Below are 22,058 nucleotides of genomic sequence, written 5' to 3'. Positions count from 1 at the left end.
ACAAGGGCGCAGCGGTTTGAAACCGCTTTAGGAAAACAGCCGCTTGGCCAGCGCACCGCCGGGGACGATTTCCACCGCCAGCATTTCTTCCTGCCGCGCCTTGATGTAGCGGCGCACGTTTTTCAGCCACTGGCTGGAAATCGGCTGGATTTTTTCGTCCACCAGATCGAGCCGTAATTCTTTGGACACCGCCACCACCAGATTCATAAACTGGTCGAAATTGTCGTCGGATGCCGGCACACGGGTGATGTCGAACAGCAGGCTGAAGCCTTTGTAGGGCTGGCTGGAGAGCAGGCCGTCGGTAAACGGGTTGCCGTCCAGCGTAACCGCGGTGTATTTGGCGCCGCCGGTATCGGCCGCCAGCACAAACGAACCGTCGGGCATCAGCTCGAAGCCGCGGCGGGTAAGCGCGGCGCGCAATTCGTTGCCCGACACGCCGGCCTGGTTTACCAGATGGATGGCGATGGCCTGATCGACGCGGGCGCACAATTCGTCGAGCGGGCCGGCGGTTTCGAGAAAGGCGGTGGCGTTTTCAAACAGCGCGCTGCCGCCGTTTTTTGCCGCAAAGCGCTCGACCTGGCTGCGGAAGTCGTCCAAATCGCGCCGCTCGGCCAAACCGATGCGGCTCACCGCCTGCAGGCCGATAACAAACGCTTGGTAGAGAATGCCGGGAATCGGCTCGGCAGCCTGAAAACGGCCGTCCATGGTGCAGCCGATTACCTGAAAGCGGTGGCGGCCGGACAGACGCGGCACCGAATGCAGCTCTCTGGGCTCGTTCAGCGACACATAGGCCATATAGTCGAAACGTTTGTCGAACCATTTGAGCTTGGCGCGGCGCAAGTCTTCCAAATCCAGCGCCTGATGTTTGGGCGCGGCGCTTTTGGCGGCGCTTTTGCGCTCGACTTTGGCCGGCTTGGGCGGCTGCTCGGGCGACACCAGTTCAAACGGAAATTCGCTTTGCGATCGGGCGGCGGGCGCTTCGGCGGCAGGGGTTTCGGCAGCGGGCGCGGGTTTTTCAGGCTGCTTTTGGGCAGCGGTTTCGGTGCGGTCGCCGTCGGCTTGGGGGGCGGCGGACGGCGCGGGTGATGCGGGAGTTTCAATAGGCTCGTCAGGCTTTTCAGGCTGCTTGGGCGCGGCGGGCGTGCGGTTGAGCGATGCGCCCAAACCGCTGCCGCCGCTTTCGCCGAAAGTCTGGCCGTCGCGCACCGACGTGGTTTGGCTCTGCATCAGCGCGTCGCGGTCGGCATGGCCGAACTGGCTGCGGATTTTTTTGCGGTATTGGTTTTCCTGGTGGATGTTGTAGGCCACCACCGCCACCAAAACGGTCAGCAGCAGCACGATGATGATCAGAAAAGTGGTGTTGTTCATGCGTAAACCTAGGATGTTTGCGTGAATCGGCGCCGCAATTATATAGTAGAACCCGCCCGCAGTCTTTTCAGGCTGCCCGCGCATGGACAAACCCTGCCGGCGCGTGTAGCATTTTGCCGCCGTCCGTGTACCGCGCCGCCTGTTGCGGCGCGTTTTCCCCGCCGCCGCGCCGCCAGAGTGCCGCGCATTTCAGGCAGCCTGAAACGGTTTCAAAGGATTGTTATGCCGCCCGATTTCGATATGGTTTTATTCGGCGCCACCGGCGATTTGTCGATGCGCAAACTGCTGCCCGCACTCTATCAGGCGCACGCCGCGGGCGAGCTGCATCCCGACGGGCGGATTATCGCGCTGGGGCGCAGCGATCTGGATACCGCAGGCTTTGTCGCCAAAACGGACGCCGAAGCCAAAATCCACATCAAAACCGCGTTTGATGAAGCGCAATGGGCGGCATTCACCCGCCGCATCGTCTATCTCAGGCTCGACATCACCCGCCGTGCCGACTTCGACGCGCTGGCGCAAACCGTGCAGCGGCGGCAGGCGGCAAGCGTTGTCGTCTATCTTTCCACCGCGCCCGAATTTTTCGCCGACGCCTGCGCCAATCTGGCCGCGGTCGGACTCAATACGCCACAGGTGCGCATCGTGCTGGAAAAACCGCTGGGCACCGACCTTTCGTCCGCCCGCGCCATCAGCGAAGCCGTCGGCCGCCATTTCGGCGAAAACCAGATTTACCGCATCGACCATTATTTAGGCAAAGAAAGCTTGCAAAACCTGCTGCCGCTGCGTTTTGGCAATACGGTGTTCGAGCCTTTGTGGAACCGCGATTATGTGCGCTCGGTGGAAATCACCGCCGCCGAAACGCTGGGCGTGGAAGAGCGCGGCGGCTTTTATGACGGCGCCGGCGCCCTGCGCGACATGCTGCAAAACCACATCATGCAGATGCTGTGCTACACCGCGATGGAAGCGCCGGCAGCCGCCGATGCCCAAGGCATCCACGCCGCCAAACTCGCCTTGTTGCAGTCGCTCAAACCGATGAGCCGCGACGATGCCGCCGCCGGCAGCGTCCGCGGCCAATACGCCGCGCAAGGCAGCCTGAAAGGCTACCGCCAAGAGTCCAAAGTCCCGCCCGAGAGCCGCACCGAAACCTTTGCCGCGCTGCGGCTGGAAATCGACAACCCGCGCTGGGCGGGCGTGCCGTTTTACCTGCGTACCGGCAAGCGCATGGCCGAGCGCAGCGCCCGCATCGTGCTCAACTTCAAAGCGGCAGCCGGCGCTTTCGGCGGCAGCGCCAACCGCCTGCTGATCAGCCTGCAGCCGCAGGAAACCGTGTCGCTGTCGCTGCAGGTGAAAGCGCCCGGCAGCAGCAAAACCACCGCCGCCGAGATGACGCTCGATCTGGCGCAGGCTGCCGCCGGCCGCCGTGCCGACGCTTACGAGCTGCTGCTGCGCGAAGTGATTGCCGGCCGGCAGGAATTGTTTGTCCGCCGCGACGAAGCCGAAACCGTGTGGGCGTGGCTCGAGCCGCTGCTGCAAAACTGGGCGGCTGACAGCGTGCCGCTTTACGACTATCCCGCCGGCAGCTGGGGGCCGCAGGCCGCCGACGAGCTGCCCGCGCGCGACGGCAACCGCTGGTCGGAAGCAGCCTGAAACGTCTGTTCCAAACGCGCGGCGGCTTTCAGGCTGCCCGCAGCGTTTTCAGGCTGCCTGAAAAACGCCCTGCCCTACAGCCCAAGCACCAAACGCATGGCGCTTGCTTTTACGTTTCAGGCTGCCTGCCGCGGTCATCCGCTCCCCATTCGCGACAGGCAGCCTGAAAGACTGTCTGCCCTGCCGTATCGCTTTTTCAGGCTGCCTGCCGCAGCCTGCCGGAGAAAATCCCATGTTCCGTATCACCGAAACCGCCGACGCCCAAGCAGCGGCGCAAACGCTGGCCGATGCCGTGGCCGCCGATTTGCGCCGCGTGCTGGCGGAATCGCCGCAGGCCGTGCTGGCGGTATCCGGCGGCAAATCGCCAGTGGCGTTTTTTGAAATACTCAGCCGCACCGATCTCGACTGGGCGCGCGTTGCTCTGACGCTGGTGGACGAGCGGCTGGTGCCGACCGATCACACCGACAGCAATACCGCACTGGTGCGCCACCATCTGCGGCAAAACCGCGCCGCCGCCGCGCAATGGCTGCCGCTGGTGGCCGATAATGCCGACGAGGGCAGCCTGAAAAACCACGAGCAGGCGCTGGCTTTCGCGCTGTCGCAGTTCAAACAGCCCGATGTGCTGGTGCTGGGCATGGGCGGCGACGGCCACACCGCCAGCCTGTTTCCGCAGGCGCCGCAGCTGGCGCAAGCGCTGGCCGCCGATAATCCGCAGCCGCTGGCCGTTACCAGCCCTCAAACCGCGCCGCACGAGCGCATCACGCTGACGCTGGCGGCCATCGAGCGCACGCCGCACTGCTATCTGGCGCTGGGCGGCGGCGACAAGCTGCGCGTGCTGCAGCAGGCCGAGCAGGGCGTCGATCCCGAACTGCCGGTCAGCTTCGTCCTTCATTCCGCAAAGGCAGACTGCCATGTCATCACCCACCCCTGACACCTATCCGCGGCTGGTGGCCGATATCGGCGGCACCAACGCCCGCTTCGCGCTGGAAATCGCGCCGCAGCAGTTCAAATTCGTCGAAGTGCTCGCCTGCAACGACTACAACACGCTGGTCGATGCGGTGAAAGAATTTCTGCGCCGCCACGATATTTCCGCCGTGCGCCACGCCGCGGTGGCGATTGCCAACCCAATCGTCGGCGATTGGGTGCAGATGACCAACCACCATTGGGCGTTTTCCATCGAAACCACCCGCCAGGCGCTGCATCTGGAAACCCTGCTGTTTCTCAACGATTTCACCGCGCAGGCGCTGGCCATTACCCGCACACCCAGCGAAGAGTTGCTGCAGGTGGGCGGGCTGGCGCCGGTGGAAGGCGCGCCCAAGGCGGTTATCGGCCCGGGCACCGGCTTGGGCGTGAGCGGGCTGATTCCGTCGCCCGCCGGCTATGTGCCGCTGGCCGGCGAAGGCGGCCACACCAGCTTTCCGCCTTTCGACGATGCGGAAATGGCAGTCTGGCAGTATGCCAAACAGCGCTACGGCCACGTTTCCGCCGAGCGCTTTCTCAGCGGCGCTGGACTGGTGCTGATTTACGAAGCGCTGGCCGAGCGCGAAGGCGCGCGCCGGCAGGATCTGACCGCCGCCGAAATCAGCGAACGCGCCCTAAGCGGCTCGTCGCCGCTGTGCCGGCTGACGCTCGACATTTTCTGCGCCATGCTCGGCACCGTGTCGTCCAATCTGGCGCTCACTTTAGGCGCGCGCGGCGGCGTGTACCTGTGCGGCGGCATCGTTCCGCGCTTTATCGACTACTTCCGCCAGTCGCCCTTTCGCAACCGCTTCGAGAGCAAAGGCCGCTTCGACGCCTATCTGGCGGCGATTCCGGTATATGTGGTGCTGAGCAAACACCCCGGCATCAGCGGCGCGGCGGTGGCGCTGGACAACCATCTGCAGGCAGCCTGAAAACCTTTCAGGCTGCCTGCCATCGAAGAGAGGACATCGTATGGCGGCTTTCGACAGCGAACGCGGCAAACCCGAAATCCTGGCGGTACGCACCGCCGCCCAAACCCGCATTTTCCAAGTGCAGGCGGTTGATCTGCGTTTTGCCAACGGCACCGAGCGCACCTACGAGCGGCTGACCCCCGCGCGCCGGCCGGCGGTGATGGTGCTGGCGCTGCACGAAGGCAGCCTGATGATGATCCGCGAATACGCCGTCGGCACCGAGCGCTACGAGCTGACGCTGCCCAAAGGCCTGATAGACGAGGGCGAAACGCCCGAGCAGGCCGCCAATCGCGAATTGCAGGAAGAAATCGGCATGGCCGCCCGCAGCCTGAAACCGCTGCGCGTGCTGTATTCTTCGCCCAGCCACATGTACAGCCCGATGCACGTTTTCCTGGCCGAAGACCTGTACCCGTCGCAACTGGAAGGCGACGAACCCGAACCGCTAATCCTGCACCCGCTGCCGCTGTCGCGCCTAGACGAAATTCTCGACAACCCCGCCACCGGCGATTCGCGCACGCTGGCCGCGCTGTTTCTGCTGCAACGCCTGCTCGCCAAGCGCTAAATGTTTTCAGGCTGCTTTTTGCAGATTCGGGATAGGGCGAAAGGAATCAGGCAGCGCCGGTTTGCGGTGCACGGGGCGCACCCTACAGCCGAAACACCAAAGCAGCCTGAAAATGCGAAACCCTGCCCGCCGTCCGTTTCGCACCGATGTGCCCGTTTCGCCAAAGCGCCATAGGGTGCGCCCCGCGCACCGAAACACGCGCCGCAATGCGGCATCCGCGTTTTGCCGCACCCGCCGCGCTCCATAGCCCAAAAGCAGCCTGAAAAACCGCGCCGCCCGTTTTTTGCCTTTCAGGCTGCCTGAAAGCCGCCCGCTACCGCCACGATACGGAGTTTCCCATGCTTGCCACCATCAGCCGCCAACTCGACACCCTTTCCAAAGCCGAACGCAAAGTCGGCGAATATGTGCTGGCCGAGCCCAAATGGTTTGTGCAGTCGCCGGTGGCGGAAATCGCCGCCCGCGCCCAAGTGAGCCAGCCCACGGTGATCCGCTTTTGCCGCAGCCTGGGTTACGACGGCCTGCCGCAGTTCAAGCTCGCACTGTCGGCCGCCACCAGCCACAACGGCCTGCCCTATGTGCATGAAGAGCTGAACATCGACGACAACGTTGCCGCCGTGCGCGAAAAAGTGCTGTCCAACACCGCCGCCGCCATGCTCGGCTTGCGCGGCAGCCTGGACGACGCTGAAGTGGAGCGCGCGGTGTCGCTGCTGGCGGCGGCGCGGCGGGTGGAGTTTTACGGCGTCGGCAATTCCGGCATTGTCGCGCAGGATGCGCAGCACAAGTTTTTCCGCTTCGGCATTTCCACCGTCGCCTATGTGGACAGCCATATCCAGCTGATGGCCGCGTCGGTGCTCAGCCCGCAGGACGTGCTGGTGGCGGTGTCCAATTCCGGCCTGTCGCGCGAGGTGCTCGAAGCGGTGGAAATCGCCAAAAACAACGGCTGCGTAATTATCGGCCTGACCCGCCCGGGCAGCCCGCTGGCCGAACAGGCCGACTGCCTGCTGGCGGTGCCTTCGCGCGAAGACGGCCGGCTGTACACGCCGATGGTGTCGCGCCTTTTGCATCTGGCGGTAATCGACATTCTGGTGATTTCGCTGGCGCTGCGGCTGGGCGAGGCCGCCAGCAGCAGCCTGGCCAAAGGCAAGCGCAGCGTGGAGGCGCACCGCGCCGGTGCCGCCGAAGAATGAAAACGGCTTTTCAGGCTGCCTGCCGGCACAGGGCAAAGGCAGCCTGAAAAGCCTTATGCCGTTTTTCCATTGCCCCTAAGGGTAAAACCCGTTTGGAGCCGACTATGTACCCTATCGACCTGCCCGCCTGGCAGCGGCTGCAGCAAGACTTTGAAGCCACCCGCCACCTGCATATGCGCGATTTGTTCCGCCAGGACCCCGGCCGCGCCGAGCGCTACTGGCTGGAAGCCGGCGGCATCCGGCTGGACTACTCGAAAAACCGCATCACCGACCGCGTGATGAACGATTTGGTGGCGCTGGCCGAAGAATGCCGTCTGCCGGAAAAAATCGCCGCGATGTTTGCCGGCGAAAAAATCAACCGCAGCGAACACCGTGCCGCGCTGCACACCGCGCTGCGCAATCTGTCGGACGCGCCGGTGGTGGTGGACGGCGAAGACGTGATGCCCAAAGTGCGCGCAGTGCTTTCGCAGATGGGCGATTTCGCCCGCGCGGTGCGCAGCGGCCAATGGCTGGGCTATACCCGCCAGATGATTACCGACGTGGTCAATATCGGCATCGGCGGCTCGGATTTGGGGCCGCTGATGATGTGTTCGGCGCTCGCGCCCTACGGCTCGCCGCGGCTGAACATGCACTTTGTTTCCACCGTGGACGGCGCCCAGCTGCGCGACGTGCTCGATAAGGTGCGCCCCGAAACCACGCTGTTTGTGATCGCGTCGAAAACCTTTACCACCCAGGAAACCATCACCAACGCCCGCACCGCCCGCGCCTGGTTTCTGCGCGAAGCCGGCGAAGCGGACATCGCCCGCCATTTCGTTGCCGTTTCCACCAACCGTCAGGCGGTGGCGGAATTTGGCATCGATCCGGCGCATATGTTTGAGTTTTGGGACTGGGTAGGCGGCCGCTACAGCCTGTGGTCGGCCATCGGCCTGCCGATCATGCTGTATCTGGGCGAAGAAAACTTTATCGACATGCTCGAAGGCGCCCACCTGATGGACCGCCATTTCGCCACCGCGCCGCTGGCGCAGAATATGCCGGTGGTGCTGGCGCTGCTGGGCATCTGGTATATCGACTTTTACCGCAGCGGCAGCTGCGTGGTCGCCCCTTACGACTACCACCTGCACCTGCTGCCCAAATTCCTACGCCAGCTCGATATGGAATCCAATGGTAAACAGGTGCGGCTCGACGGCGGCCGCGTGCGCGCCGGCACCGGCCCCGTGCTGTGGGGCGAGTCGGGCATCAACGGCCAGCACGCTTTTTTCCAAATGCTGCACCAGGGCACCCAGCTGGTGCCGGTCGATCTGATTGCCAGCTTGGAAAAACGCAGCAACCTGCCCGGCCACCACGAAATCCTGCTCTCCAACGTATTCGCCCAAGCCGAAGCGCTGATGCAGGGCAAAACCGCCGCCCAAGTGCGCGCCGAACTCCAAGCGCAGGGGCAGCCTGAAAACGAAATCGCCGAGCTGCTGCCGCACAAAGTGTTCGACGGCAACCGCCCCAGCAACATCATCCTGACCGACCGCATCGACCCGCGCAATATGGGCAGCCTGATCGCGCTTTACGAACACAAAGTCTTCGTGCAGGGCGTGGTTTGGGGCATCAACAGTTTCGACCAATGGGGGGTGGAACTGGGCAAGCAGCTGGCCAAAACCATACTCGGCGAGCTCACCGGCGCCATCGAGCCGGCCGAACACGACTCGTCCACGACCCGCCTGATCCGCCTTTACCGCCGCACCAACTGCGCCGAAGACGGCACCTGCGCCCTGTTCGAATAGCCGCGCCCGCCCGCCGCCAACTTGAAAGCAGGCAGGTTTTGACGTAGAATGCGCTGCTTTCTGCGGCAGGGAATCCGCCGCGTACAGAAGCACGTCACACAGCCGCTTAGCAGTTGTGCGCGTGCTTTTTTTTGAACAGGTTTCCAGAACACTTCAGGCAGCCTGAAAGCTTTTCAGGCTGCCTTCACAGCGAAACACACACCCATTCTTGCAGGCCGACCGCGCCTTCCGACCCATCACAGGAGCCACCCATGTCCACCCCCGCCATTCTCGTTCTTGCCGACGGCAGCATCTTTCGCGGCATCTCTGTCGGCCATCCGGGTTCGACCTCCGGCGAAGTCGTGTTCAACACCTCGATGACCGGCTATCAGGAAATCCTTACCGACCCATCCTACAGCAGGCAGATCGTTACCCTGACCTACCCGCACATCGGCAACACCGGCGCCAACGGCGAAGACACCGAAGGCCGCGAAGTATATGCCGCCGGCCTGGTTATCCGCGATCTGCCGCTCTTGCACAGCAGCTTCCGCGCCCAAGAGAGCCTGCAGGAATACCTAATCCGCACCCAAACCGTCGCCATCGCCGACATCGACACCCGCCGTCTCACCCGCATCCTGCGCGACAAAGGCGCCCAGGCCGGCGCCATTCTCACCGGCAGCGACGCCACCGAAGACAAAGCCCGCGAACTGATCGCCGCCTTCGGCAGCATGGTCGGCAAAGACCTGGCCAAAGAAGTTACCGTCGGCGCGCCTTACCAATGGACCGAAGGCGTATGGCAGCTCGGTGCCGGTTTCAGGCAGCCTGAAAGCCGCTATCACGTTGTCGTGTACGACTTCGGCATCAAAACCAACATCCTACGCATGCTTGCCGAGCGCGGCTGCCGCCTAACCGTCGTCCCCGCGCAAACCCCCGCCGCCGAAGCCCTTGCCCACAATCCCGACGGCATCTTCTTCTCCAACGGCCCGGGCGACCCCGAACCCTGCGACTACGCCATTACCGCCCTGCGCCAAGTGCTCGACAGCCGAAAACCCTTTTTCGGCATCTGCCTCGGCCACCAGCTTTTGGGACTCGCGCTCGGCAGTAAAACCCGCAAAATGCCCTTCGGCCACCACGGCGCCAACCACCCCGTGCAGGATTTGGATAGCGGCCGCGTGATGATTACCAGCCAAAACCACGGCTTTGAAGTGGACGCCGACACCCTGCCCGCCAACGCCCGCGTTACCCACCGCTCGCTGTTTGACGGCTCCTTGCAAGGCATCGAACTGACCGACCGCCCCGCCTTCACCTTCCAAGGCCACCCCGAAGCCAGCCCCGGCCCGCACGATGTCGGCTATCTCTTCGACAAATTTATCGCCAATATGGCAGCGGCCAAAGCGTAAAACCGCTAAAACAGGCAGCCTGAAAACGTAGAAGACTTTCAGGCTGCCTGAAAAAGTAGTTTGAAATTGGGGAGGCAAGTAGGGTAGGTTGGGTTGTAAACCCAACATCAAACGCACAAACTTACTACCTTGTTAAACCCAAACGAAAACATAAACGGGAGCAGGCCATGCAATACCGCCGCGCATTTACCCCGGGCGGCAGCTATTTTTTCACACTTGCCCTGCAAGACAGAAAACAAGATTTGCTGGTGCGCCATATCGGCATCCTGCGGCAGGCGTTTGCCGAAGTCAGAGCGCGGCATCCGTTTGAAATCACCGCCGTGTGCGTATTGCCTGACCATCTGCACCTACTGGTCAAATTACCCGAACACGACCAAAACTACTCGATGCGCCTGCGCCTGATTAAAGCCAAGTTTTCGCAGGCACTACCGAAAACTGAAACCGTTTCCCCGTCGCGCAGACATAAAAACGAGCGCGGCATTTGGCAGCGGCGTTATTGGGAACACCAAATCCGCAGCCAAGAAGATTTAAACGCCCATATCGACTACATCCATATCAACCCCGTCAAACACGGATACGTTACCTACGTGGCAGATTGGCCGTATTCCTCGTTTCACCGTTATGTGCGGCAGGGCATACTGCCCGCAGATTGGGCGGGCGGCGATATGGAAGACAGCAGTTTTGGCGAACCTTGGTAGCTTGGGTTGTAAACCCAACATGAGATAGATAATTTAACGGTTTCTTGTTGGGTCTCGACCCAACCTACAGTTTCAGACGGCCTCAAGCAACGGCCAAACACCTCGCGGTAGGTTGGGTTGAAAACCCAACACAAAGCAGATGATTTGACCGATTTTTTGTTGGATCGCGACCCAACCTACGCTTGCTCTCTCCCCGTGGGAGAGAGTTAGAGAGAGGGCAACAAGCCGCAAGGCTTGTATTGGGCAGTTAGGGTGGTGGGAAAGATTGCCGCAATTTGGAGAATGCCCTCTCCCCAGCCCTCCCCCACGGGGGAGGGAGCAGGTTGCGGCGAATTTAAGCGTTACAGGTCGTCTGAAAAAGAATGCCCAAAAAATCAACAGTGGAAATTTTTCAGGTAGCCTTTATCGCAAGGCAGATGGAACAAACGCTGCGAGCGTTTTTTCAGACAACCTTTGAACCCATCGGTAGGGTGTGTGCCGCAAGGCACGCACGCGGTGGGTTGGGGTTGCAGGGAAAATGGAGAACGCGTGTGCGCGTACCGCGCACACCCTACATGCGGGCTACGGCTTGCTACGTTTGCTATATAAACTAGGAGATTGTCATGGACAGTAAGAAAATTTCTGTAATCAAATTTTTGAATACGGATAAACGCAATGGATATATTAAAAAACTGGATAACAATGCGGAAAACGATTTTTTCTTTGTAGAGAAAGAATTACTCAATATTACATTTGAACAACTTAAAGAAGGTGTGGAAGTTCAATTTGAACCAAACGGGAATTTTGCAAATAAAATAGAAATTCTTAAACCTGAAAGATCTGTAATTTCTTCTAAAATTAAAAAGTTAGATGCCGAAAAGCGAACTGGGTTTATTTCTAAAATAAATCAAAATGCAAAAAAAGATTTTGTCTTTGCTGAAAAAGAATTGCTCAATATTAAGTTTGAACAATTAAAAGAAGGCATGGACGTTCAATTTGAACCGAACGGAGATTTTGCGAATAAAATAAATGTAATAAATAACAAACCAGCCATGGTAGAAGCCAAACAGGCTGTATCAGATAATTTACAAAGGCAAGTAGTTAATTCTATTTCTGAAGCTATAGAAACTATTATTTCTAGTATAAGAGAAAATGCTAATCTAATTACAGATCCTTATATCTTCGAAGACTATACAAATATAATACTAAAAATGCTTGTTACGGAGATATATCCAATTCCACAACAGAATCAAGCGGGAATGTTTGATGGTTTATTTAAAATAAAGAATCTAGAAGTAATCTATGATTGTACTTTGTCATCAAATTATGAAGACTACAAAAGAGAGCAGATACATAATTATGCTGCAAAATTGGAGCAAACAAGTTTAACTGTAAATGGTAAAGAAATTAGTCTTAGTAAAAATTCTGACAAGCAAATCTGGATTATTACCAAAGGATCAACAAAAAAGATAAAAGAAATAAATGATATAAGAGTAAAAGAAGTTGATATTCATAGCCTAATTAATGAAATTGAGAAAAAATTCATAAATAATTTAAATTATAATGACTATGTTGATAATTTAAAGAATATTTAACTAAGAAAGACCCACCCATGCCCAAACGTACCGACCTAAAATCCATCCTTATCATCGGCGCCGGCCCTATCGTTATCGGTCAGGCCTGCGAATTTGACTATTCGGGCGCACAGGCCTGTAAGGCTTTGCGTGAAGAAGGCTATAAAGTCATTCTGGTGAATTCCAACCCCGCCACCATCATGACCGACCCTGAAATGGCGGATGTTACCTACATCGAGCCGATTATGTGGCAGACGGTGGAGAAGATTATCGCCAAGGAGCGGCCCGATGCGATTCTGCCCACGATGGGCGGCCAGACCGCGCTGAACTGTGCGCTGGATTTGGCGCGCAACGGCGTGCTGGCGAAATATAATGTCGAGCTGATCGGCGCGACGGAAGATGCGATCGACAAGGCGGAAGACCGCGGCCGCTTTAAGGAGGCGATGGAGAAAATCGGCCTCTCCTGCCCGAAATCTTTTGTCTGCCACACGATGAACGAAGCCTTGGCGGCGCAGGAACAGGTCGGCTTTCCGACGCTGATTCGTCCGTCTTTCACGATGGGCGGTTCGGGCGGCGGTATTGCCTACAATAAAGACGAGTTCTTGGCGATTTGCGAACGCGGTTTCGATGCGTCGCCCACGCATGAGCTGCTGATTGAGCAGTCCGTTCTCGGCTGGAAAGAGTACGAGATGGAGGTGGTGCGCGACAAGGCGGACAACTGCATCATCATCTGTTCGATTGAAAACTTCGACCCGATGGGCGTGCATACGGGCGACTCGATTACGGTTGCGCCGGCGCAAACGCTGACGGACAAGGAATACCAAATCATGCGCAACGCTTCGTTGGCGGTATTGCGCGAAATCGGCGTGGACACGGGCGGCTCGAACGTGCAGTTTGCGGTGAACCCTGAAAACGGCGAGATGATTGTGATTGAGATGAACCCACGCGTGAGCCGTTCGTCCGCGCTAGCTTCCAAAGCGACGGGCTTCCCGATTGCGAAGGTGGCGGCGAAGCTGGCGGTCGGCTTTACGCTGGACGAGTTGCGCAACGACATCACCGGCGGCCGCACGCCCGCGTCGTTCGAGCCTTCCATCGACTATGTCGTGACCAAAATCCCGCGTTTTGCGTTTGAAAAATTCCCCGCCGCAGACGACCGCCTGACCACGCAGATGAAATCGGTGGGCGAAGTGATGGCGATGGGCCGCACGATTCAGGAAAGCTTCCAAAAAGCCCTGCGCGGCTTGGAAACAGGCTTGTGCGGCTTCAATCCGCGCAGCGAAGACAAAGCCGAAATCCGCCGCGAACTGGCGAACCCCGGCCCTGAGCGTATGCTCTTTGTGGCAGACGCGTTCCGCGCGGGCTTCACGCTGGAAGAAATCCACGAAATCTGCGCCATCGACCCTTGGTTCTTGGCGCAAATCGAAGACTTGGTGAAAGAAGAGCAGCAGGTAAGTGCAGGCTGCCTGCAAGATTTGGATTTCGCCGCCTTACGTCGTCTGAAACGCAAAGGCTTTTCCGACAAACGCATCGCGCAGCTTTTGGGCGTAAAAGAAAAAGAAGTGCGCGAACACCGCTACGCGCTGAACCTGCATCCCGTCTATAAACGCGTCGATACCTGCGCCGCCGAGTTCGCCACCGAAACCGCCTACCTCTATTCCACTTACGAAGAGGAATGCGAAGCGCGTCCTTCCGACCGTAAAAAAGTGATGATTCTCGGCGGCGGCCCGAACCGCATCGGTCAGGGCATCGAATTTGACTACTGCTGCGTTCACGCCGCGCTCGCCCTGCGCGAATCGGGCTTTGAAACCATCATGGTGAACTGCAACCCCGAAACCGTGTCCACCGACTTCGACACCAGCGACCGCCTGTATTTCGAGCCGCTGACGCTGGAAGACGTATTGGAAATCGTCCGCACCGAAAATCCGTGGGGCGTGATTGTGCATTACGGCGGCCAAACCCCGCTGAAACTTGCCAACGCGCTGGTTGAAAACGGTGTGAACATCATCGGCACGTCCGCCGACAGCATCGACGCCGCCGAAGACCGCGAACGCTTCCAAAAAGTGTTGAACGACTTAGGCCTGCGCCAACCGCCCAACCGCATCGCCCACAACGAAGAAGAAGCGCTCGTCAAAGCCGAAGAAATCGGCTATCCGCTGGTCGTGCGCCCGTCTTACGTCCTCGGCGGCCGCGCCATGCAGGTCGTCCACTCCGCCGAAGAGCTGCAAAAATACATGCGCGAAGCCGTGCAAGTATCCGAAGACAGCCCCGTGTTGCTCGATTTCTTCCTGAACAACGCGATTGAAGTCGATGTAGACTGCGTTTCAGACGGCAAAGACGTCGTTATCGGCGGCATCATGCAGCACGTCGAACAGGCAGGCATCCACTCCGGCGACTCCGGCTGCTCGCTGCCGCCCTACTCGCTCAGCGAAGAAATCCAAGACGAAATCCGCCGCCAAACCAAAGCGATGGCGTATGCGCTGAATGTGGTCGGCCTGATGAACGTACAGTTTGCCGTGCAGGACGGCGTGGTGTTTGTGTTGGAAGTGAACCCGCGCGCTTCGCGTACCGTGCCGTTTGTCTCCAAAGCCACCGGCCAGCCGCTTGCCAAAATCGGCGCGCGCGCGATGGCAGGCATCGCCCTGAAAGAGCAAGGCGTAGAACACGAAATCATCCCCGATTTCTATGCCGTGAAAGAAGCCGTGTTCCCCTTCATCAAATTCCCCGGTGTGGACACCATTCTCGGCCCCGAAATGCGCTCCACCGGCGAAGTGATGGGCGTGGGCGAAACCTTCTCCGAAGCCTATCTCAAAGCCCAGCTCGGCGCAGGCGAACGCATGCCCGCCACCGGCAAAATCTTCCTTTCCGTGCGCGAAGAAGACAAGCCGCTGATTGTTCAGACGGCCAAAAACTTCCAAACCTTAGGCTACGGCGTGTGCGCCACACGCGGCACGGCGGCTTATCTCACCGCGCACGGCGTGGTGGTGCAAACCGTGAACAAAGTCCCCGAAGGCCGCCCGCACATTGTCGATGCGATTAAAAACGGCGAAATTGCCCTAGTGGTGAACACCACCGCCAGCAACCCGCAGGAAATCGCCGACAGCCACAGCATCCGCCGCAGCGCCCTCACCCAGCGCGTGCCGCAATACACCACCGTCGCCGGCGGCGAAGCCATGAGCGAAGGCGCCAAAAGCCTGAACAACATGGGCGTGTACAGCGTGCAGGAACTGCATGGCAGGTTGAAGAAATAAGGCAGCCTGAAAACGCCGTCTGTAAAGCAAAAAGCAGCCTGAAAACGGAAGATTGCGTTTTCAGGCTGCCTTGTTTGCACGGCTTACAGCAGGCGGACGATGTCGGCGGGGTGGCGGACGGTGTAATCGGCCGGCCAGTCTGCTATGCAATCGTCGGCGCCGATATAGCCCCATTCGGCCAGCACCGCCACCATACCGGCGTTTTTGGCGGCCTGCATGTCGCGTTCGGCGTCACCAATATACAGGCAGTGCGCGGCGGGAATGCCAATGGCGGCGCAGGCGTGGTGCAGCGGCTGCGGCGAAGGCTTGGCTTGGGCGCAGGTGTCGCCGCCGACCAGCACCGCAGGTAGCACCGGCAGCGGCAGCGCGTCGGCCAGCTCTCGGGCAAGGGCTTCGGGCTTGTTGGTTACGATGCCCCAAACCAGATTGCGGCCGTCGATCTCTTCCAACAATTCGGGAATGCCGTCAAACAAAACACTCGCTTCGCCGTTGCAGGCTTGGTATTCGTCCAGATAGCGGCGGCGCAGCCCGGGATAGTCGGGATGCTCGGGCGTGATGCCCATGCCGAAAGCGAGCAGCGCGGCGGCACCGTGGCTGGAGTGGGGACGGATGTCGGCCAGCGCTTTTTCAGGCTGCCCCAGCGCGCGCAGCAGGCTGTTGAGCGCCGCACCCAAGTCGGGCGCGGTATCGGCCAGCGTGCCGTCGAGATCGAACAATACGGCGCGGATATTCATGGGCGTCTCCTTGCGAATGGTTTTTCAGGCTGCCTTGCGGGCGGCAGGCAGCCTGAAAATACGGGCGGCGGCGCTATTGCACCAGCTCGTTTTTGATGCCGGCCTGTTTGGACAGCTTCAGCAGTTCGGTGAGCGTTTGCGATATTTCCACCTGGCGTTCGCGTTCGCCGGCAGTTAGTTTGGCAAACTGCTCTTCGCTCAACACGCCACCGCTTTTCTCACGGGCAACGGCCAGCTCGGCCTGATAGGCTTCGCTGCTCTTGCGCCCTTCGAGCACCAGCCGGTCGCGCAGCGACTGCGCGGTGGAATCGACCAGCTTCAAATCCTGCAGCGCGCGCCATTGTTTGTCGTTCAACGCCAGCCTCTCTTCGGCAACCGCTTGGACTTGCGCCGTTGTTTTCGCCGCATCAATGCGGCGCGACCATTCCACTTCCTTGGCCGCCTGCTCGCTAAAACCGGGCTGCAGCACCGACCAAATCTGCTCCAAATCGGTTTTCATCGCCAGCGAAAACGGTGCCGACGCCGAAGCGGCAGATGATGCGGCGGTATCAACGGCGGGAGCGGAAGCGGCGGATGATGCGCTAGGCGCCGCCGAAGCGGCATTTTGCGCAGCCGGTTCGCCGCAGGCTGCCAGCAGCAGCGCGGCGGCAAAGAGAGTGAAGCGTGGTTTGACGGTCATATTCGTTTCTTTCTGTGGTTTTGTGGTTTGGCAGCAGCTTTCAGGCTGCCTGAAAAAGCGCGGATTATACTAAAAGCCGCCGCGCTGCAAAGGCAGCCTGAAAAGAGCCAGGCGGGTTTGCTTTAACCGCAATGTCCTGATTGCTCATTGCGCGCGCCGATGGCGGGTAATAGGCAGGCTGATCAGACTTTCGCGGCTGCCGCAAGCAGCCCGTTCGGCGGCATATATTTTCAGGCTGCCTGCGGGACGTGCGGCAGGCAGCCTGAAAACTTGGCGCGCAAAGGGTAAAACGCCTGTTGCCGGCTTGGGAACTGCGGCAGCGGCAGCGGCATCTGCAAACCGCCCGCCCGATTGCTTCGACACAATACGAAAAAGCCTGCAATCGCTTGCAGGCTTTTTCTCTAAACTGGCACGCCCACGGGGAATCGAACCCCGGTTACCGCCGTGAAAGGGCGATGTCCTAACCGCTAGACGATGGGCGCGGAATGGTTTTTGGCGCACCCGGAGCGATTCGAACGCCCGACCCTCTGGTTCGTAGCCAGATACTCTATCCAACTGAGCTACGGGTGCAGCAAAGATTCGGATTATAGTAACGGCACCGTTTTGCGTCAAGCATTATTGCCGAAAATTTTTAAAAAACTTTATAATCCGCGCCCCATTTCCAGCGGCTTTTCCGGTTTCCCTGTTGAAAACAAGAAAAAATCCCGCCGCACCCCTGCCGAAAAATTTTCCGCCGCCCGCGCGGCACCCATCCCATGCCCTACCGATATTTACAGCCGCTGGCCGAACAGCTCGCCGCCTTCGGACAGCCGGTGGCCATTCTTGATTTGGAAACCACCGGCGGCCATCTCGAGCGCGACCGCATTACCGAAATCGCTTTTTTGCGTTTTGAAAACGGTGCGGTGAGCGCCGTCGAACAACTGGTCAATCCGCAGATTCCCATCAGCCGCTTTGTTGCCGAACTCACCGGCATCAGCGACGACACCGTTGCCGGCGCGCCGACGCTCTCCCAATGCCTGCCGCAGATTCTGCCGCAACTGCGCGGCAGCCTGCTGATCGCGCACAACAGCCGTTTCGACTACACCATGCTGCAGCAGGAATGCCGCCGCCACGGTTTTGCCTTTGGCGCGCCGGCGCTGTGCAGCGTCCAGCTTTCGCGCAAACTCTATCCGCAGCAGCGCAAGCACAGTCTCGACAGCATTATCGAACGACACCAAATCAACGTGCGCGGCCGCCATCGGGCGCTGGCCGATGTGGAAGCGCTGGCGCAGTATCTGCAGGCCGCGCTGGCCGAGCACGGTGCCGAGCGCTGGCAAAACACCGCCGAGAGCCTGCTCAATCCGCAGCGGCTGCCGGCGGGTATTTCCACTGCGCTGCGCGACGATTTGTCCGCGTTTGGCGACGGCTATGGCGTATCGGTTTGGTACGGGCACGACGGTGCCGTTGGCGCCGTGCACAGCCACCGTCAGGCTTTTCGCGAAACCGTGCGGCTGCTGCACCGCCAGCCGGATGCCGTCGCGCGGCTGCAGTTTCTGCCCGCCGCCGGCAGCCTGCACAGCCACGCCCTGCGCATTGCGCTATTGGCCGAACACCGGCTGCCGCCACCCGAAGAAAATACCGGCTGCCACAGCATCGAATGGTTTGCCGGCGCCCCCGCAGGCAGCCTGAAAGCCCGTGTGCGCCCGCTGCTTTCAGGCTGGCGCGAGCATGCGCCGACGGGCGTGTTCAAACATCCGAAAGCCGCTAAACGCAGCCTGCAGCAATGGGCGCAGGACAGCGGTTTGTGCCCGACCCTGCTCGGCATCCTGCCCCACACCCTGCCGGCGGGCGCACCGTGTCCCGCCGCGCTGGCCGGCGGCTGCAGCCCTGCCTGCGCGCGGCAAGACTTTGATTTACACGAGCGCAGCGCGCGCCGGGCGCTGCCCGCCCTGCCGCGCGGCATCTGGCCGGCCGCCGGCCGCTTGCGCATCCGCGAAACTGATCCCGTTTCCGGCCGCAGCGCCGTTATGGTTTGCGACAGCGGCGCCCTGCTCACCGATAACGGCCGCTGGTACACCGACGCCGCGCTGTTGGCGGCTTTTCAGGAAGCCTTCAAACAGCGCGGCCCGCACCTTGAAATCGAGAGCGATAACGATCAGGCAGCCTGAAAGCACTGATTCCGTTTTCAGGCTGCCTGATGGCACGTTTGGAAAAACAAGCAGCAAATGCCGGCGCACGGTTTCGTCTCTCCATCAGCACTAAAACAGGCGGCCTTTTCAGGCTGCCTGTTTGATTCCCACTATTTTCAGGCTGCTTTTGCCAAACACTCAGGCAGCCTGAAAAAAACGCCGCTGAAGTTTTCAGGCTGCCTTTAGCTTTAGTGAAAGCAGCCTGAAAGCGTTTGAACAGGCAGCTTCAGCGGATAATGGCGCTTGCGGTTTTTTGGCTGGTTTGGCGAGCGATGCCGAAACCCAAATCATCAGGCAGCCTGAAAAAGGCTGCCTGTTTGGTTTTTGCCGTTTTCAGGCCGCTTTTGCTATTGGTGTTTGGCAAAGGCAGCCTGAAAACCGGTTGCCGTCGAGTCTAATGATCCGACGCCTCCGCCGCGCCAATGCCCGTCATCGAGCGCACATACTGGGCGTCGAAACCGGCTTTGTCCTGCGCCGCCTGTTCGGACTTGTCGAGCACCGACACTATCCACGCCACAACAAAGGCCAGCGGGATGGTGAACAGCGCGGGGTTGCCGTAGGGGAAGATGGGGCTGTCGTTGTGCAGCACGCTCACCCACACGGTGGGGCCGAGCACGATAAGCACCAGCGCGCCGATCAGTCCCGCGAAGCCGCCGGCAACGGCGCCGCGCGTGGTCAGCCCTTTCCAGAACATGCTCAGCATTAGCACGGGGAAGTTGGCAGACGCGGCAACGGCAAAGGCGAGACCGACCATAAAGGCGACGTTTTGGTTTTCAAAGGCAATGCCGAAGATGATGGCCAACACGCCCAAACCCAAAGTGGCGGCGCGGGAGACGCGCATTTCTTCTTTCGGCAGGGCTTTGCCTTTGCGGATTACCGAAGAGTAAATATCGTGACTCACCGCCGATGCGCCCGACAGGGTCAGTCCGGCCACCACCGCCAAAATGGTGGCGAAGGCTACGGCGGAGATAAAGCCCAACAGCAGGTTGCCGCCGACGGCTGCCGACAGGTGAACCGCCGCCATGTTGGTGCCGCCGATCATTTCGTACACGGTTTTGCCGTCTTTGACTACGGCTTTGAAAAACTCGGGATTATTGGTCAGGAAAATAATCGCGCCAAAACCGATGATAAAGGTGAGCAGGTAGAAATAGCCGATAAAGCCGGTGGCGACGACTACCGATTTGCGCGCTTCGCGGGCGTCGGGCACGGTGAAGAAACGCATCAGGATATGCGGCAGGCCGGCGGTGCCGAACATCAGCGCCAGGCCGAGCGAGAGCGCGTCCACCGGATTTTTCACCAAGCCGCCGGGCGCCAAAATCGCCTCGCCGAGCGTATGGGTATCGACGGCTTTTTGGAACATCGTTTCCATGCTGAAACCGCTGACATACAGCACCATAAACGACATAAACGTTGCGCCGCCCAACAGCAACACGGCTTTAATCATCTGCACCCAAGTCGTCGCCAGCATACCGCCGAACAGCACATAGGCCACCATCAGCGCACCGACAATCAGCACCGCCCAAATATAGTCCATGCCGAACAAAAGCTGGATCAGCTTGCCCGCGCCCACCACCTGCGCGATGAGATACAGCATCACCACCAGCAGCGAACCCGAAGCGGCAAACAGGCGCACCGGCGTCTGTTTCAGGCGGTAGGCCGCCACATCGGCAAAGGTAAACTGCCCCAGATTGCGCAGCCGCTCCGCCACCAGAAACAGCACCAGCGGCCAGCCGACCAGAAAGCCCGTCGAATAAATCAGGCCGTCGTAACCGGTGGTGAACACCATCGCCGAAATGCCGAGAAACGACGCGGCCGACATAAAATCCCCCGCAATCGCCAGCCCGTTTTGAAAGCCGGTGATACCGCCGCCGGCGGTGTAGAAATCCTGGGTGGAACGGTTTTTCTTCGCCGCCCATTTGGTAATCCACAGCGTGGCGCCCACGAAGATGAAGAACATCACCACAGCCGTCCAGTTGGTCGCCTGTTTCTCCACCTCGCCGCTAAACGCATCCGCCCACAGGCAGCCTGAAAAACCCGCCGCCCACGCGGCAAACAGAAACTTATGTTTTCCCATCATTTTTCTCCTTCTTGTGTTTCGCGCACCGCTTTTTGCGTCATCTCCTCAAATTTGCCGTTGGCCAGCCACACATAAACCAGCGTAATCAGGAAAGAAAACACAATCACAAACATCCCGACCCAAATGCCCCAGGTCGTCACCTCCCCCGGATTCACCTTCGCCGCCAGCGTTTGCGGCGACGTGCCGATTACCCAGATATAGGCCACATACACCGCGAACACAATCGCGGAAAAACTCCAGCCCAACCAGGCTTTCTGCCGCGCCATCGAACGGAAAGCCGGATGCGCCAGCACCCTGGCCGCCCGCGCTTTTTCCGCAGCATGGTTTCGAGTTTGCGCTTTACTCATCGGTTTGCTCCTCTTCTCATCGTTTTTCGGATCATTGTCGGCCGGGGAAGCGAAAGAGCTGCAGCCTGAAAACACAGACAGCCTGAAAACCTTTCAGGCTGCCTGCGAACCGTCTGCAACGGCCCGCGCCCCAACCTTGCAGCAATTTATAAACAAGCCCGAGCGCCCCAGGCTAATTTTTTTTTCTGATACCGCATATCCGCGCCGCAAATAACCGCCGCATTCAAATTTGATTTAACAAAGTTTTTTTACAGATAACTACTGCTGCGCCGGTTTTGTTTTTTGTTAAAAAACGCAAAGCAAAACCAACAGCGCAGGCAGCCTGAAACATTTTTCAGGCTGCCTTTGCGTGTTCGCGGCTCTCTGAAAACCTGATTTCGGGTTCAGACGGCTTCTGTTTTTTCAGGCTGCTTTTTGCCGTCCATCCACTCCCAAAAAAGCAGCCTGAAAAACATCTCCGCCCGCCCGCTCAGCCACCGCTTCCCATCCAAAAGCAAACTGCTTTACCCGCCGCCCTGCATTATGTTAAAAAACGAAAAGCAGCCTGAAAGCCGCAAAGGCGTCTGAAAAAACCGTTTCAGACCTCCCCCGCAAAACAAAAGCAGCCTGAAACCCTGCCACCGGTTTTCAGGCTGCCTCAAACTAGGGCGTGTTGACATTCGGCTTGCGAAGCGGTTTTTTGAGTAAAAAATGGCCGAATGCAAGGAAAAA

At 59.2% G+C, this 22,058-nt stretch carries 17 protein-coding genes and 2 tRNA genes; 12 read left to right on the top strand and 7 right to left on the bottom strand.

Features of this window, described 5'->3' with window-relative positions; all coding sequences use genetic code 11:
- Nucleotides 1-27: 27 nt before the first annotated feature.
- Nucleotides 28-1,368 (bottom strand): cell division protein ZipA C-terminal FtsZ-binding domain-containing protein, encoded by a 1,341-nt coding sequence (locus tag MB824_RS11375; protein WP_238748653.1) that lies wholly within the window; start codon nucleotides 1,366-1,368, stop codon nucleotides 28-30.
- Nucleotides 1,369-1,590: 222 nt separating this feature from the next.
- Between MB824_RS11375 and zwf the strand changes: the two genes are divergently transcribed.
- From zwf to carB, 10 genes are all read left to right on the top strand, one after another.
- Nucleotides 1,591-3,012, top strand: coding sequence for a glucose-6-phosphate dehydrogenase (zwf, locus tag MB824_RS11370; protein WP_238748652.1), 1,422 nt, complete (start codon nucleotides 1,591-1,593; stop codon nucleotides 3,010-3,012).
- 232 nt (nucleotides 3,013-3,244) lie between these two features.
- Nucleotides 3,245-3,943, top strand: coding sequence for a 6-phosphogluconolactonase (gene pgl, locus MB824_RS11365; protein ID WP_238748651.1), 699 nt, complete (start codon nucleotides 3,245-3,247; stop codon nucleotides 3,941-3,943).
- Complete coding sequence (locus MB824_RS11360; RefSeq protein WP_238748650.1) at nucleotides 3,924-4,904, top strand: glucokinase; 981 nt, start codon at nucleotides 3,924-3,926, stop codon at nucleotides 4,902-4,904. The genes pgl and MB824_RS11360 overlap by 20 nt, the downstream gene beginning before the upstream one ends.
- Before the next feature lie 40 nt (nucleotides 4,905-4,944).
- Nucleotides 4,945-5,505, top strand: coding sequence for an ADP compounds hydrolase NudE (nudE, locus tag MB824_RS11355; RefSeq protein ID WP_238748649.1), 561 nt, complete (start codon nucleotides 4,945-4,947; stop codon nucleotides 5,503-5,505).
- 338 nt (nucleotides 5,506-5,843) lie between these two features.
- A complete protein-coding gene (locus tag MB824_RS11350; protein ID WP_238748648.1) occupies nucleotides 5,844-6,692 on the top strand; it encodes a MurR/RpiR family transcriptional regulator in 849 nt (282 codons plus the stop codon).
- 104 nt (nucleotides 6,693-6,796) lie between these two features.
- Complete coding sequence (gene pgi, locus MB824_RS11345) at nucleotides 6,797-8,464, top strand: glucose-6-phosphate isomerase (protein WP_238748647.1); 1,668 nt, start codon at nucleotides 6,797-6,799, stop codon at nucleotides 8,462-8,464.
- 251 nt (nucleotides 8,465-8,715) lie between these two features.
- Nucleotides 8,716-9,843: a glutamine-hydrolyzing carbamoyl-phosphate synthase small subunit gene (carA, locus tag MB824_RS11340; RefSeq protein ID WP_238748646.1), complete on the top strand. Its 1,128-nt coding sequence runs from the start codon at nucleotides 8,716-8,718 to the stop codon at nucleotides 9,841-9,843.
- A 167-nt stretch (nucleotides 9,844-10,010) separates the two neighbouring features.
- Complete coding sequence (locus tag MB824_RS11335) at nucleotides 10,011-10,541, top strand: REP-associated tyrosine transposase (protein WP_238748645.1); 531 nt, start codon at nucleotides 10,011-10,013, stop codon at nucleotides 10,539-10,541.
- Between the two features lie 602 nt (nucleotides 10,542-11,143).
- Nucleotides 11,144-12,115, top strand: a complete 972-nt coding sequence (locus tag MB824_RS11330; RefSeq protein WP_238748644.1) for a hypothetical protein — start codon at nucleotides 11,144-11,146, stop codon at nucleotides 12,113-12,115.
- A gap of 17 nt (nucleotides 12,116-12,132) precedes the next feature.
- Entirely contained in the window at nucleotides 12,133-15,342 is a 3,210-nt protein-coding gene (gene carB, locus MB824_RS11325) for a carbamoyl-phosphate synthase large subunit (protein ID WP_238748643.1), read from the top strand.
- Nucleotides 15,343-15,425: 83 nt separating this feature from the next.
- Here the strand turns inward: carB and MB824_RS11320 are convergent, their stop codons facing one another.
- The 4 genes from MB824_RS11320 to MB824_RS11305 all read right to left on the bottom strand — a co-directional run bounded on the left by MB824_RS11320 (nucleotide 15,426) and on the right by MB824_RS11305 (nucleotide 17,325).
- Nucleotides 15,426-16,076, bottom strand: coding sequence for an HAD family hydrolase (locus MB824_RS11320; RefSeq protein WP_238748642.1), 651 nt, complete (start codon nucleotides 16,074-16,076; stop codon nucleotides 15,426-15,428).
- Nucleotides 16,077-16,149: 73 nt separating this feature from the next.
- A complete protein-coding gene (locus tag MB824_RS11315) occupies nucleotides 16,150-16,755 on the bottom strand; it encodes a hypothetical protein (protein WP_238748641.1) in 606 nt (201 codons plus the stop codon).
- 407 nt (nucleotides 16,756-17,162) lie between these two features.
- A tRNA-Glu gene (locus MB824_RS11310) sits at nucleotides 17,163-17,237 on the bottom strand.
- Nucleotides 17,238-17,248: 11 nt separating this feature from the next.
- Nucleotides 17,249-17,325, bottom strand: a tRNA-Arg gene (locus tag MB824_RS11305).
- Nucleotides 17,326-17,510: 185 nt separating this feature from the next.
- Here MB824_RS11305 and MB824_RS11300 point away from each other — a divergent pair.
- Nucleotides 17,511-18,902, top strand: coding sequence for a 3'-5' exonuclease (locus MB824_RS11300; protein ID WP_238748640.1), 1,392 nt, complete (start codon nucleotides 17,511-17,513; stop codon nucleotides 18,900-18,902).
- Nucleotides 18,903-19,317: 415 nt separating this feature from the next.
- Here MB824_RS11300 and MB824_RS11295 read toward each other — a convergent pair whose 3' ends face one another.
- Together MB824_RS11295 and MB824_RS11290 are read right to left on the bottom strand one after the other, a co-directional pair.
- Nucleotides 19,318-21,000, bottom strand: coding sequence for a cation acetate symporter (locus MB824_RS11295; RefSeq protein ID WP_238748639.1), 1,683 nt, complete (start codon nucleotides 20,998-21,000; stop codon nucleotides 19,318-19,320).
- The gene (locus MB824_RS11290) at nucleotides 20,997-21,347 is read right to left on the bottom strand and encodes a DUF485 domain-containing protein (RefSeq protein ID WP_238748638.1); all 351 of its coding nucleotides are present in this window, start codon (nucleotides 21,345-21,347) and stop codon (nucleotides 20,997-20,999) included. Before MB824_RS11290 ends, MB824_RS11295 begins: the two co-directional genes overlap by 4 nt.
- Before the next feature lie 414 nt (nucleotides 21,348-21,761).
- On the opposite strand from MB824_RS11290, the gene MB824_RS11285 reads away from it, so the two are divergent.
- A complete protein-coding gene (locus MB824_RS11285) occupies nucleotides 21,762-21,914 on the top strand; it encodes a hypothetical protein (RefSeq protein WP_238748637.1) in 153 nt (50 codons plus the stop codon).
- The last annotated feature ends 144 nt before the right edge of the window (nucleotides 21,915-22,058 follow it).

Source organism: Kingella pumchi, from assembly GCF_022288825.1.
Lineage (GTDB): Bacteria > Pseudomonadota > Gammaproteobacteria > Burkholderiales > Neisseriaceae > Kingella_D > Kingella_D pumchi.
The sequence above is the reverse complement of the archived record's forward strand: the minus strand, read 5'-3'. Positions and strand labels throughout refer to the sequence as shown.

Coding starts and splice junctions, on each gene's coding strand:
- MB824_RS11360 (WP_238748650.1), top strand. CDS start 3,924: ATGTCATCACCCACCCCTGACACCTATCCGCGGCTGGTGGCCGATATC.
- MB824_RS11375 (WP_238748653.1), bottom strand. CDS start 1,368: ATGAACAACACCACTTTTCTGATCATCATCGTGCTGCTGCTGACCGTT.
- carB (WP_238748643.1), top strand. CDS start 12,133: ATGCCCAAACGTACCGACCTAAAATCCATCCTTATCATCGGCGCCGGC.
- MB824_RS11330 (WP_238748644.1), top strand. CDS start 11,144: ATGGACAGTAAGAAAATTTCTGTAATCAAATTTTTGAATACGGATAAA.
- MB824_RS11290 (WP_238748638.1), bottom strand. CDS start 21,347: ATGAGTAAAGCGCAAACTCGAAACCATGCTGCGGAAAAAGCGCGGGCG.
- nudE (WP_238748649.1), top strand. CDS start 4,945: ATGGCGGCTTTCGACAGCGAACGCGGCAAACCCGAAATCCTGGCGGTA.
- MB824_RS11315 (WP_238748641.1), bottom strand. CDS start 16,755: ATGACCGTCAAACCACGCTTCACTCTCTTTGCCGCCGCGCTGCTGCTG.
- MB824_RS11335 (WP_238748645.1), top strand. CDS start 10,011: ATGCAATACCGCCGCGCATTTACCCCGGGCGGCAGCTATTTTTTCACA.
- pgl (WP_238748651.1), top strand. CDS start 3,245: ATGTTCCGTATCACCGAAACCGCCGACGCCCAAGCAGCGGCGCAAACG.
- MB824_RS11300 (WP_238748640.1), top strand. CDS start 17,511: ATGCCCTACCGATATTTACAGCCGCTGGCCGAACAGCTCGCCGCCTTC.
- carA (WP_238748646.1), top strand. CDS start 8,716: ATGTCCACCCCCGCCATTCTCGTTCTTGCCGACGGCAGCATCTTTCGC.
- MB824_RS11295 (WP_238748639.1), bottom strand. CDS start 21,000: ATGATGGGAAAACATAAGTTTCTGTTTGCCGCGTGGGCGGCGGGTTTT.
- zwf (WP_238748652.1), top strand. CDS start 1,591: ATGCCGCCCGATTTCGATATGGTTTTATTCGGCGCCACCGGCGATTTG.
- pgi (WP_238748647.1), top strand. CDS start 6,797: ATGTACCCTATCGACCTGCCCGCCTGGCAGCGGCTGCAGCAAGACTTT.
- MB824_RS11320 (WP_238748642.1), bottom strand. CDS start 16,076: ATGAATATCCGCGCCGTATTGTTCGATCTCGACGGCACGCTGGCCGAT.
- MB824_RS11350 (WP_238748648.1), top strand. CDS start 5,844: ATGCTTGCCACCATCAGCCGCCAACTCGACACCCTTTCCAAAGCCGAA.